This is a genomic window from Salinivibrio sp. MA607 (assembly GCF_001996245.1).
Lineage (GTDB): Bacteria > Pseudomonadota > Gammaproteobacteria > Enterobacterales > Vibrionaceae > Salinivibrio > Salinivibrio costicola.
Map to the genome: position 1 here is coordinate 1 of NZ_MUFJ01000001.1, position 12,599 is coordinate 12,599.

Here is a 12,599-nt window from a genome sequence, read left to right on the forward strand (position 1 = left end):
AATCAATTGGTCACAGGTTCGAATCCTGTACAACCCACCATTTCTCAGACGCGGGGCTATAGCTCAGCTGGGAGAGCGCTTGCATGGCATGCAAGAGGTCGGCGGTTCGATCCCGCCTAGCTCCACCAAGTCTGAAAGATGGGCGATTAGCTCAGTTGGGAGAGCACCTCCCTTACAAGGAGGGGGTCACTGGTTCGAGCCCGGTATCGCCCACCATTTTCTCAATAGAGAAAAAGCCATTATTGGGGCTATAGCTCAGCTGGGAGAGCGCCTGCCTTGCACGCAGGAGGTCAGCAGTTCGATCCTGCTTAGCTCCACCATTTCATTATACGTTTTTAGACAGCAGTTATCCCCTGTTGCGACGACGAGTGTCTGAAAGCGAATAATAAAGTGGTTTATCGTTATGATAAATACACATGCTCTTTAACAATCTGGAAAGCTGACAAGTCATTCTTTAAGAATGACAGTAAAGTTCTCAATCAGTGACATATCATGTCACTCACACAATCAAGTGTGCTTGGACTTTGTCTTATTGAATCAATAACGACAAAGCTTCTATTTGAGTCCGGCAAAAACAAAACCTTAATTGGTTGATGATTCAACACTCAGTGGTTTTGCGACGTAGATTTCTTTTTTAGGCAATCTTGCGCAAAAAAGACCTCTTGGGGTTGTATGGTTAAGTRAYTAAGCGTAGACGGTGGATGCCTTGGCAGTCAGAGGCGATGAAGGACGTATTAACTTGCGAAAAGCCCAGATAAGGCAGTAAAAGCCATTTGAATCTGGGATATCCGAATGGGGAAACCCACCTGCATAAGCAGGTATCTTAGCGTGAATACATAGCGCTAAGAGGCGAACTCGGGGAACTGAAACATCTAAGTACCCGGAAAACGAGTAGGACGGGACACGTGATATCTTGTCTGAACATGGGGGGACCATCCTCCAAGGCTAAATACTCCTGACTGACCGATAGTGAACCAGTACCGTGAGGGAAAGGCGAAAAGAACCCCTGTGAGGGGAGTGAAATAGAACCTGAAACCGTCTACGTACAAGCAGTGGGAGCCTCCTTTGTGGGGTGACCGCGTACCTTTTGTATAATGGGTCAGCGACTTAATGTTAGTAGCAAGGTTAACCGCATAGGGGAGCCGTAGGGAAACCGAGTCTTAACTGGGCGTGTAGTTGCTAGCATTAGACCCGAAACCGAGTGATCTAGCCATGGGCAGGTTGAAGGTTGAGTAACATCAACTGGAGGACCGAACTCACTAACGTTGAAAAGTTAGGAGATGACCTGTGGCTAGGGGTGAAAGGCCAATCAAACTCGGAGATAGCTGGTTCTCCCCGAAAGCTATTTAGGTAGCGCCTCGGACGAACACTACTGGGGGTAGAGCACTGTTAAGGCTAGGGGGTCATCCCGACTTACCAACCCTTTGCAAACTCCGAATACCAGTAAGTGCTATCCGGGAGACACACGGCGGGTGCTAACGTCCGTCGTGGAGAGGGAAACAACCCAGACCGCCAGCTAAGGTCCCAAAGTTATCGCTAAGTGGGAAACGATGTGGGAAGGCTCAGACAGCCAGGATGTTGGCTTAGAAGCAGCCATCATTTAAAGAAAGCGTAATAGCTCACTGGTCGAGTCGGCCTGCGCGGAAGATGTAACGGGGCTAAGCGATACACCGAAGCTGCGGCAATGCGATTTATCGTATTGGGTAGGGGAGCGTTGTGTAAGCCGTTGAAGGTGTGCTGAGAGGCATGCTGGAGGTATCACAAGTGCGAATGCTGACATGAGTAACGATAATGGGGGTGAAAAACCTCCACGCCGGAAGACCAAGGGTTCCTGTCCAACGTTAATCGGGGCAGGGTAAGTCGGCCCCTAAGGCGAGGCCGAAAGGCGTAGTCGATGGGAAACGGGTTAATATTCCCGTACTGCTACTTACTGCGATGGGGGGACGGAGAAGGCTAGGTGGGCCTGGCGATGGTTGTCCAGGTTCAAGGGTGTAGGCTGTAATCTTAGGCAAATCCGGGATTACACACGGTCGAGACCCGATGTCGAGCCACCAAGGTGGTGAAGTCATTGATGCCATGCTTCCGGGAAAAGCCTCTAAGCTTCAGGTAAGTAGGAACCGTACTCCAAACCGACACAGGTGGTCGGGTAGAGAATACCAAGGCGCTTGAGAGAACTCGGGTGAAGGAACTAGGCAAAATGGTACCGTAACTTCGGGAGAAGGTACGCTGCCCACGGTGAAGTCCCTTGCGGATGGAGCTATGGGCAGTCGCAGATACCAGGTGGCTGCAACTGTTTATTAAAAACACAGCACTGTGCAAAATCGAAAGATGACGTATACGGTGTGACGCCTGCCCGGTGCCGGAAGGTTAATTGATGTGGTTATCGCAAGAGAAGCCATTGATCGAAGCCCCGGTAAACGGCGGCCGTAACTATAACGGTCCTAAGGTAGCGAAATTCCTTGTCGGGTAAGTTCCGACCTGCACGAATGGCGTAATGATGGCCACGCTGTCTCCACCCGAGACTCAGTGAAATTGAAATCGCAGTGAAGATGCTGTGTACCCGCGGCTAGACGGAAAGACCCCGTGAACCTTTACTACAGCTTGGCACTGAACATTGAGCCTACATGTGTAGGATAGGTGGGAGGCTTTGAAACGGCGACGCCAGTTGTCGTGGAGCCATCCTTGAAATACCACCCTTGTATGTTTGATGTTCTAACTTAGCCCCCTWATCGGGGGTGAGGACAGTGCCTGGTGGGTAGTTTGACTGGGGCGGTCTCCTCCCAAAGYGTAACGGAGGAGCACGAAGGTGGGCTAATCACGGTCGGACATCGTGAGGTTAGTGCAATGGCATAAGCCCGCTTAACTGCGAGAGTGACGGCTCGAGCAGGTACGAAAGTAGGTCATAGTGATCCGGTGGTTCTGAATGGAAGGGCCATCGCTCAACGGATAAAAGGTACTCCGGGGATAACAGGCTGATACCGCCCAAGAGTTCATATCGACGGCGGTGTTTGGCACCTCGATGTCGGCTCATCACATCCTGGGGCTGAAGTCGGTCCCAAGGGTATGGCTGTTCGCCATTTAAAGTGGTACGCGAGCTGGGTTTAGAACGTCGTGAGACAGTTCGGTCCCTATCTGCCGTGGGCGTTGGATGATTGAGGGGAGCTGCTCCTAGTACGAGAGGACCGGAGTGGACGAACCGCTGGTGTTCGGGTTGTGTCGCCAGACGCATTGCCCGGTAGCTAAGTTCGGCACAGATAAGCGCTGAAAGCATCTAAGCGCGAAGCTGGCCCCGAGATGAGTCATCCCTAGAGCTTCGAGCTCTCTAAAGGGTTGTCGTAGACKACGACGTTGATAGGCAGGGTGTGTAAGCGCTGTGAGGCGTTGAGCTAACCTGTACTAATTGCCCGTGCGGCTTAACCATACAACACCCAAGAGGTTTTGGGTTGGACTCGAAATAAGCCAGTTGATTGTGGCGAGAATGGCCCCGAGATGAGTCATCCCTAGAGCTTCGAGCTCTCTAAAGGGTTGTCGTAGACKACGACGTTGATAGGCAGGGTGTGTAAGCGCTGTGAGGCGTTGAGCTAACCTGTACTAATTGCCCGTGCGGCTTAACCATACAACACCCAAGAGGTTTTGGGTTGGACTCGAAATAAGCCAGTTGATTGTGGCGAGAAYGAAACAGCTTTCTAGATACGTGTTTTGACTRAAAAGTGAAGACACACCAAATTTTGCTTGGCGACCATAGCGCTTTGGACCCACCTGACTCCATGCCGAACTCAGTAGTGAAACGAAGCAGCGCCGATGGTAGTGTGGGGTCTCCCCATGTGAGAGTAGGACATCGCCAGGCTTTTATTACAATTGATTAAAGCAAAGAGATATAAGCCTTTAGTCATACAGAATTGGTGCGGAGTGGTAGTTCAGTTGGTTAGAATACCGGCCTGTCACGCCGGGGGTCGCGGGTTCGAGTCCCGTCCACTCCGCCACTACTTAGAAACCCTAGCTGAAAAGCTGGGGTTTTTTGTTATTGGACGACCAGACAGATCGCTTTATAAATAAGCGATTAAACGTTTGACTAGTAATTGATGGTGGTAATTTGTCGCGAGATCGCTACAATAGGCAACTATCTACAGGGGTATAGCTCCAACTGGCAGAGCAGCGGATTCCAAATCCGCGTGTTGGGGGTTCGAATCCCTCTACCCCTGCCAAATATTAAAGCATCGACATTGTCGGTGCTTTTTTTATGTCTACTGTCTGTAGTAGTAACCACGCCTTTCTTCCCTTTTTCTTCCTCCTGTTTCTTGTTCACATGTCGCGGTATGATGAGTTTTTACCAATCGAAAGGAGCACCCAGTGGTAAGCATATTGTGGGTAGGGCTTGGTGGCGCATTAGGGGCGTCCTCGCGTTTTTTAGTTTCAGAGTGGAGCGTCGCGGTGTTTGGTCGAGGATTCCCGTACGGCACCCTAATGGTTAATGTGCTGGGCTCATTAGCAATGGGCGTCTTTTTAGCGGCGATGAGCCAAGAGCTAATTGCCCCGGTCCCTTGGCGTCAACTGATTGCGATTGGCTTTTTAGGGGCTTTTACCACCTTCTCGACGTTCTCTGTCGATACCTTGATGCTGTTCCAACATGGAGAAACGGTGAAAGCCTTGCTAAATGTTGGTTTGAATCTCGCCTTATGCCTCGGAGCGGCAGCGATGGGGGCTTGGCTGTTGGGACGTATTACCGGGTAATAGAAAACATCGCGTACGTCGCTTGTTGTTGCGGCGGTGATTTCTTATACTGGCATTGAACTTGTCGGAGTGCCAATTGGCTGAGACCACATAAAGTGGGATCCGTTGAACCTGATCTGGTTAAGACCAGCGAAGGGAACAAGAGATGCTTCAGATCACAGACGCAACCCGTCTGCCAGTTTGCTCACATCTCAAATTCAGCGTTTTCCGGCAAGCATTAATTCCCATAATGAACACCGGAGTAATGCTATGTCGACCCGTAAACAGGCCCGCCTTGAGGCCAAATCCTTTATCGATTCCCTTTCTGCGCAAACCTACCCCAACTCGGAAAAAGTCTATGTCGAGGGCTCGCGACCTGACATTCGCGTCGGGATGCGCGAGATCCATCTTTCCCCCACCTTTGTGGGCGGCAGCAAAGAAAAGCCTCAGTATGAAGACAATGAGTCCATTCGGGTTTATGACACATCAGGGCCTTATACCGACCCACAGAGTACTATCGATATTTACCAAGGCTTAGCGCCAGTGCGAAAAGCCTGGATCGATGAACGTGCCGATACGGAGTTTCTTGATGCGGTGAGCTCTGACTATGCCCAAACCCGCCTCAGTGATGAAACCTTGGATGAACTTCGCTTTAGTGCCTTACCATCTATCCGCCGCGCGAAACCTAATCAGTGTGTGACTCAACTGCATTACGCACGCCAAGGCATCATTACCCCAGAAATGGAATTTATCGCCATTCGCGAAAATATGGGGCGTCAGCAGTATCGTGAAGAGCAGCTGAACCGCCAGCATCCCGGGGAAAGCTTTGGTGCGGATTTGCCATCACAAATCACCCCCGAATTTGTGCGCCAAGAGCTCGCCGAAGGGCGGGCGATTATTCCGGCTAACATTAATCACCCAGAAGCGGAGCCGATGATCATCGGGCGTAACTTCCTGGTGAAAGTGAATGCCAATATTGGTAACTCAGCGGTGAGCTCCTCAATAGAGGAAGAAACTGAAAAATTGGTATGGTCGACTCGTTGGGGTGCGGATACGGTGATGGATTTATCGACGGGCCGCAATATTCACGAAACCCGCGAGTGGATTTTACGTAATAGCCCAGTCCCGATTGGCACTGTGCCTATGTATCAGGCGCTTGAGAAAGTGAACGGCATTGCCGAAGACCTGACCTGGGAAGTCATGCGCGATACCTTGATAGAGCAAGCCGAGCAAGGGGTCGACTACTTTACCATTCACGCTGGGGTGCGTTTGCACTATGTGCCCATGACCGCCAATCGCGTGACTGGGATTGTCTCGCGCGGTGGATCGATTATCGCCAAATGGTGCTTGGCGCATCATCAAGAAAGTTTCCTGTATACCCATTTTCGCGAAATCTGCGAAATCTGTGCCGCTTACGACGTGTCTTTGTCGTTGGGCGATGGGCTGCGTCCCGGCTCAGTGGCAGACGCGAACGACGAAGCGCAATTCAGTGAGCTACGTACCCTGGGCGAGCTCACCAAGGTGGCATGGGAATACGATGTGCAGGTGATGATTGAAGGCCCTGGCCACGTGCCCATGCATATGATCAAAGAGAACATGGACGAGCAGCTCACCCATTGCCATGAAGCGCCTTTCTATACTCTCGGCCCGCTAACCACCGACATTGCTCCCGGTTACGATCATATTACCTCCGGCATTGGTGCGGCGATGATTGGCTGGTTTGGGTGTGCGATGCTCTGTTATGTCACGCCCAAAGAACATCTGGGTCTGCCCAATAAGGAGGATGTTAAAATTGGGCTTATCACCTACAAGCTTTGCGCGCATGCTGCGGACTTAGCTAAAGGACACCCGGGGGCGCAGGTGCGTGATAACGCCATTTCTAAAGCGCGCTTTGAATTCCGCTGGGAAGACCAGTTCAATCTATCCCTTGATCCGTTCACGGCACGCGCCTATCACGATGAAACACTGCCTCAAGAGTCGGGCAAGGTCGCACATTTTTGCTCGATGTGTGGACCGAAGTTCTGCTCCATGAAAATCAGCCAGGAAGTCCGGGACTACGCCAAAGAAAACGGCTATGCCGCCGCGGGTCAAGCGATTGATGTCGCTATGCTGGAAGACCCGTTAGCAGGCATGCAGCAAAAATCGCAAGAATTCCGAGAAAAGGGCAGTGAGCTCTACCTGCAAAAATCCCATCTTCAGCCACAACACGGTACTGAGGTGGAAGACAGCGACAAGGTGGGATCATGAGTTTGACTCCGTTTGCGCCTATGTCTGAAGGCGTAGGCCCATTATATCCGGTGGTGGACGATGTGGATTTGCTCGAACGCTTACTTTGTTTGGGGGTGAAAACTGTGCAACTGCGCGTGAAGCAGCCAGCGCATCCACAATTGGCGGATTGGATACAGCGCGCGGTGGCATTGGGCCGCGCGCACCATGCGCAGGTGTTTATCAACGATCACTGGCAGCTCGCGCTTGAAGCTGGCGCCTATGGCGTCCATCTAGGGCAACAAGACTTACGTGAGGCGGATCTTGACCGGCTTGCGCGGCAAGGGCTGCGTCTCGGTGTGTCGACGCGCAGTCCAGAACAGCTCGCTGCAGCGGTTGAACTCACGCCAAGCTATCTCGCCATCGGCCATATTTTTCCCACCACCACCAAACAGCTCGCCGAACCACCGCAAGGTATTTCAGCGTTAGCGCAGCAGGTGGCGACTGTGGAGGGCCGCTTCCCGACGGTGGCGATTGGCGGTATTGATCTCGACCGAGCTCCCGAGGTCTGGCGCACTGGCGTGGACGCCATTGCGGTAGTCCGCGCCGTGACGCAAGCGCCCGATTTAGCGGCGCGCATTGACGCGTTTAATCGCTGTCTGAATCCATCCAGACAGCAAGGAGAGTGTGATGCTATCGGACAGTGAATACTTGCGTTATAGCCGGCAAATCATGCTGCCAGAAGTCGGAGAGTGCGGGCAGCAGGCACTTAGCAAGGCGCGCGTGTTAATGGTCGGTGCCGGTGGGCTTGGAACCACCGCGGGCCTCTATCTTGCAGGCGCTGGCGTGGGTCAGTTAGCGATTGCTGACTCGGACCACATTGAGCTATCTAATTTGGCGCGTCAGGTGGCGTATCGGGAGGCGCAAATCGGCACCGGTAAAGCCGCAGCGCTAGCCGCTAACTTGGTCGCGCTGAATCCTCATTGCCAGTGCCGGGCCATCAATGCCTATCTCGAGGGTGAGCGCCTGGCGCTCGAAGTGGCGATGGCGGATGTGGTGCTTGATTGCAGTGATAATCTCGCCACTCGTCATGCGGTCAACCAAGTCTGTGTAGAGACTGGCACGCCGTTGGTGAGCGCAGCGGCGATTGGCTGGCAAGGCCAGTTATTGGTTTATCAACCACATAGTGCATGTTATGCGTGCGCCTTTGCAGACGTGACGCCCTCTGAACCCACACGCTGCGCTGAATCTGGGGTAATGGGACCTGTGGTCGGCATGATGGCCACCGCGCAAGCGCTGGAAGGAATAAAGCTGTTATTAGGACAGGCGGTCAGGACCAATCGCTTGTCACGACTGGATGGGCAAACCATGACATGGCAGCACTTTTCGCTGCCTGTGCATCCGCACTGTGCGGTTTGTCAGCCAAAGCGGGAGGTAAGCGATGCAGTTAACCATTAATGACACGCCTACAGAGGTCAATGCCACGACCGTCGCGCAATTGATTGAGGAGATGAAGGTGCCGGCTGAATCAGTCGCGGTCGCGCTAAATCAGACCATTATTGCGCGCGATGCTTGGTCATCCACGTCACTTGCCGCTGGCGATAGCTTGGCGGTCTTTCAAGCGATTGCCGGAGGATAATTATGTTAACCATTGCGGATACGACGTTTTCATCTCGGCTGTTAACCGGCACCGGCAAGTTTGCCAGTCGCAAGGTCATGGCCGAATCACTGGCGGCCAGTGGTACTGAGCTGGTCACCATGGCGCTAAGGCGAGTCGATGTGCATGCCACACAAGACGATATTTTAACCCCGCTGCGTGAACTAGGTGTGCGCCTGCTGCCCAATACCTCGGGGGCGAAAAATGCGCAAGAAGCGGTGTTTGCCGCGCGTCTTGCTCGAGAAGCATTAGGAACGCCTTGGGTAAAGCTGGAAATTCACCCCGACCCTAAGTATCTGATGCCTGATCCGATTGAAACCCTTCAAGCGGCGAAAACGCTTGTAGATGAGGGGTTTGTGGTGCTGCCATATTGTCATGCCGATCCTGTGCTGTGTAAGCGTTTGGAAGAGGTGGGGTGCGCGGCGGTGATGCCCCTTGGCTCACCAATTGGCTCCAACCAAGGACTGGCCTCAATGGCGTTTCTCGACATCATTATTGAGCAAGCTCGCGTGCCGGTGATCATTGATGCCGGCATTGGTGCACCGTCAGATGCGGCGTTAGCGATGGAGCGCGGTGCCGATGCAGTTTTGGTCAACACCGCCATTGCCACGGCTGGCGATCCGATTGCCATGGGCGCAGCGTTTAAACAAGCGGTTGAAGCAGGACGCTGCGCGTATCGCGCTGGGCTGGCGGGCACACACAATCACGCCCACGCTTCTAGCCCCTTAACTACGTTTCTTGACGCTAAGGAGGCGTGATGAGCTTTTCTGAGCGGTGGGCGGCACTCGATTGGGATCATCATCGCCTTTCGATTTACAGTAAAACGCGCCAAGATGTCGAGCGGGCGCTGGCTAAATCCTCGCGCAATTTGGACGATTTCGCTGCCCTGATCAGCCCAGCCGCTGAAGGGTATCTTGAGGCCATGGCTCAGCAATCTGCGGCGCTGACGCGGCAGCGTTTTGGCTACGCCATGGGGTTTTATATTCCGCTGTATCTCTCCAATTTGTGCGCCAACGTGTGTACCTATTGCGGTTTTTCGATGGAAAACCGAATCAAACGGCGCACGCTGGATGAAGCTGAGATCGCCGCCGAGTGTGAAGCGATCAAAAAAATGGGCTTTGACAGTGTGCTCTTGGTGACCGGTGAGCATGAAACCAAGGTAGGGCTCGAGTATTTTCTCCGCGCCTTACCGGTGGTGAAGCGATACTTTCATCATGTGGCGATGGAGGTGCAGCCGCTGGATACCGACGCGTATCGCGCCTTGGTGGCACAGGGTGTGGATGCGGTGATGGTTTACCAAGAAACCTACCACGCTCCAACTTATGGGGAACATCACAAGCGCGGCAATAAAACCGACTTTCACTACCGGCTGCAAACTCCAGACCGATTGGCGCAGGCAGGGGTCGATAAGATTGGTCTCGGCGCCTTGATTGGCCTTGAGGACTGGCGGACCGACAGCTTTTTTACCGCCCAGCATCTCGATTATCTGGAAAAGCAATACTGGCAAAGCCGCTATTCGCTATCTTTTCCGCGCTTACGTCCTTGCGCGGGGGCGTTACAGCCGAAATCGGTGATGACGGATAAGCAGCTGGTCCAGCTGATTTGTGCCTATCGGTTGTGGAATCCGCAGGTAGAGCTGTCGCTATCGACACGGGAGTCACCTCACTTTCGCGACAATGTGTTGCCGCTTGGTGTCACGAGTCTATCCGCGGCGTCAAAAACTCAACCGGGCGGTTATGCCAACCCTGAGCCACAATTGGAGCAGTTTGCCATCAGTGATGAACGTAGCGCGGCAGAGGTGGCCGCCAGCGTCCGTGCCCTCGGTTTTGAGGTGGTATGGAAAGATTGGGATAACATCTACGATATCGCGCGTCAGGTGCAAATGGCTTCACAAACGGCAGCGGGTTAGCGACAATGCGGGCATGAAACGTATTACTGTATATGTGGGCCCGCGCTGTCCTCACTGTGAGGCGGCCAAAGCTTACTTGGATAAAAAAGGGCTGCGTTATCGTGTCGTCGATACGGCCACGCCCAAAGGCAAGAAGCTGCTGGCGGCAACAGGCTCGCGGGGTGTCCCGGTGATTTGTATTGGCGATACCACCTTGCGCGGCTTTTCGCCCAAAGCGGTCGAGAAAGCCCTGAAAGGGGAATAAAAAAAGCGTCCAATCGGACGCTTTTTGTTTTTTTATACTTAGTGAAGAGGCGACTTAACGGCTTAGCGGCGCGGTCGCTTGTTTTAACCAAGCTTGGTCTTGATCATCTAAAGATGGGCTAACTTCATCCCACACGGTTTGATGATAGCGATTCCACCACTGGATTTCCGCCTCGCTGAGCAAGCTCACATCGACCAAACGACGATCGATAGGCGCACGCGTGAGTGAGGCAAGTCCGAGCATCGTCATGTCACCCTCAGTGGGTTTTTCTTCAATCAACTCGAGGTTTTCAATCCGGATCCCAAACGCGTCGGCGCGATAGTAGCCCGGCTCGTTTGACACCACCATGCCCGGCAATAGCGCGACGCTATTGGGCGCTTTGGAAATGCGCTGCGGCCCTTCGTGCACGTCCAAGAAATGCCCGACACCGTGACCGGTGCCATGGTCAAAATCATAGCCGTGTTGCCACAAATACTGGCGTGCTAAGGCATCAAGCTGGCTGCCTGACGTCCCTTTCGGGAACAGCGCAGTGGCCAGCGCAATATGCCCTTTAAGCACCAGCGTAAAGGCCTTTTTGATCTCAGCGCTGCATTCGCCCACCGGCACGGTACGGGTAATGTCGGTAGTGCCGTCATAGTATTGGCCGCCTGAGTCCACCAAGTAGACATTGTTGCTCTCAATCACGCTCGGTTTGGGCTGATTGTTGTGGTTATAGTGACACATGGCCGCATTGCCACCGGCGGCGGAAATGGTATCAAAGCTTAAGTCGACCAGTTGATCGTCTTGTTGGCGGAATTGATACAGGGTGTCTGCGAGCACAGCTTCATCAGGGCGTTCACCGGCGTCGACTTGACGGTCAAACCACGCCAAAAAGCGAGTCACGGCAACACCATCGCGCACGTGACAGGCTTGCATACCGGCGATTTCTTGCGGATTCTTGGCCGCCTTTTCAAGCGCACATGGGTCTTGCGCTTCCACCACGGTGACTTGCGCTTGTTGGAGCGTGTCCAGTGTCCACGCATTGGCACCGTTTGGGTCGACCAATACACGTTGACCACTCAGCGCTTGCAGGGCATCAACTAGGCTGTCTGGGTGCGCGACGCTCACGCCTTCACCCACGTGTGCATCAAAGCCGTCGGGGAGACGGTCAGGGTCGATAAACACGGTGACGTCACCGGATTGCTTGATGATCGCTTGGGTCAGCACCACCGGCAAACGTGGGATGTCGCGACCACGGATATTGAGCAGCCAACACACAGCATCGGGTTGAGTGAGTACCGCGGCATCAAGGTTCTGATCGGCCAGCTGCTGGCCAATGGTTTGGCGTTTATCTAAGCTGGCGCGGCCGGTTTTCTCTTCACCCAGTAAAATGGCAGGGCTATTAAGCGGGGCGGGGCGATCGTCCCATAAGCTTTCAATCGGGTTTTGCTCAACACTCACCAAAGCCAAAGCCCCATCCAGCGCGCGTTGGGTGCGTTTGTACCAAGCGACGCTATGCATGCGAGCGTCGATAGCCAGCTTGGCACCCTTGGGCAATTGTTGCTGGGCCCATTGCACCGGTGGCTCATCAATCAGGTGGCAGTAGTCAAACAGGCCGGCGGGGACTTGCTTACGGACTTGAACCACATAGCGGCCATCAACAAAAATCGCTGCCTTGTCGCGGGTGATCACCGCCGCTCCTGCGGAGCCGGTAAAGCCGGTTGCCCAGTGGAGGCGTTCGTTGTGCTCGGGCACATACTCACCGAGATATTCGTCTTCGTGGGGGATGAGTAGGGCGTCATAATCGTGTTGAGCTAGCCAGTGTCTTAGCTGCTCAACACGCTTGGTAAGGGTCGCGTCCATTATTCTTCCTTCTTTGTATGGGGTGAACTTGC

Annotated in this window: 9 protein-coding genes, 5 tRNA genes, 2 rRNA genes and 1 riboswitch; of the genes, 15 read left to right on the forward strand and 1 reads right to left on the reverse strand. The window is 53.5% G+C overall.

Annotated elements, in window-relative coordinates:
* The first annotated feature begins 52 nt into the window (after positions 1–52).
* The 15 genes from BZG81_RS00005 (at position 53) to BZG81_RS00075 (ending at position 10,725) form a co-directional block, all read left to right on the forward strand.
* A tRNA-Ala gene (locus tag BZG81_RS00005) sits at positions 53–128 on the forward strand.
* A 12-nt stretch (positions 129–140) separates the two neighbouring features.
* Positions 141–216 (forward strand) — tRNA-Val (locus tag BZG81_RS00010).
* A gap of 28 nt (positions 217–244) precedes the next feature.
* Positions 245–320, forward strand: a tRNA-Ala gene (locus BZG81_RS00015).
* 354 nt (positions 321–674) lie between these two features.
* Positions 675–3,421 (forward strand): 23S ribosomal RNA (locus tag BZG81_RS00020).
* 310 nt (positions 3,422–3,731) lie between these two features.
* Positions 3,732–3,847 (forward strand): 5S ribosomal RNA (gene rrf, locus BZG81_RS00025).
* 59 nt (positions 3,848–3,906) lie between these two features.
* Positions 3,907–3,983 (forward strand) — tRNA-Asp (locus BZG81_RS00030).
* A 145-nt stretch (positions 3,984–4,128) separates the two neighbouring features.
* Positions 4,129–4,205: transfer RNA gene (locus tag BZG81_RS00035), tRNA-Trp, on the forward strand.
* A gap of 145 nt (positions 4,206–4,350) precedes the next feature.
* The gene (gene crcB, locus BZG81_RS00040; RefSeq protein ID WP_021022180.1) at positions 4,351–4,731 is read left to right on the forward strand and encodes a fluoride efflux transporter CrcB; all 381 of its coding nucleotides are present in this window, start codon (positions 4,351–4,353) and stop codon (positions 4,729–4,731) included.
* Between the two features lie 55 nt (positions 4,732–4,786).
* Positions 4,787–4,886: riboswitch (TPP riboswitch) on the forward strand.
* Positions 4,887–4,980: 94 nt separating this feature from the next.
* Entirely contained in the window at positions 4,981–6,957 is a 1,977-nt protein-coding gene (gene thiC / locus BZG81_RS00045) for a phosphomethylpyrimidine synthase ThiC (RefSeq protein WP_077669673.1), read from the forward strand.
* Positions 6,954–7,622: a thiamine phosphate synthase gene (thiE, locus tag BZG81_RS00050; protein ID WP_077660409.1), complete on the forward strand. Its 669-nt coding sequence runs from the start codon at positions 6,954–6,956 to the stop codon at positions 7,620–7,622. Before thiC ends, thiE begins: the two co-directional genes overlap by 4 nt.
* Positions 7,606–8,373 carry a HesA/MoeB/ThiF family protein gene (locus BZG81_RS00055; protein ID WP_077676484.1) on the forward strand — a complete coding sequence of 256 codons (768 nt, stop codon included), beginning with the start codon at positions 7,606–7,608 and terminating at the stop codon, positions 8,371–8,373. Before thiE ends, BZG81_RS00055 begins: the two co-directional genes overlap by 17 nt.
* Positions 8,357–8,554 carry a sulfur carrier protein ThiS gene (thiS, locus tag BZG81_RS00060; RefSeq protein WP_077461846.1) on the forward strand — a complete coding sequence of 66 codons (198 nt, stop codon included), beginning with the start codon at positions 8,357–8,359 and terminating at the stop codon, positions 8,552–8,554. The genes BZG81_RS00055 and thiS overlap by 17 nt, the downstream gene beginning before the upstream one ends.
* A gap of 2 nt (positions 8,555–8,556) precedes the next feature.
* Positions 8,557–9,330: a thiazole synthase gene (locus tag BZG81_RS00065; protein WP_077461847.1), complete on the forward strand. Its 774-nt coding sequence runs from the start codon at positions 8,557–8,559 to the stop codon at positions 9,328–9,330.
* Entirely contained in the window at positions 9,330–10,481 is a 1,152-nt protein-coding gene (gene thiH, locus BZG81_RS00070) for a 2-iminoacetate synthase ThiH (protein WP_077660406.1), read from the forward strand. Before BZG81_RS00065 ends, thiH begins: the two co-directional genes overlap by 1 nt.
* Before the next feature lie 13 nt (positions 10,482–10,494).
* Entirely contained in the window at positions 10,495–10,725 is a 231-nt protein-coding gene (locus BZG81_RS00075; RefSeq protein WP_069361819.1) for a glutaredoxin family protein, read from the forward strand.
* Between the two features lie 54 nt (positions 10,726–10,779).
* On the opposite strand, the gene BZG81_RS00080 is transcribed toward BZG81_RS00075, so the two are convergent.
* Positions 10,780–12,567: an aminopeptidase P family protein gene (locus BZG81_RS00080; protein ID WP_077676485.1), complete on the reverse strand. Its 1,788-nt coding sequence runs from the start codon at positions 12,565–12,567 to the stop codon at positions 10,780–10,782.
* Positions 12,568–12,599 lie beyond the last annotated feature (32 nt).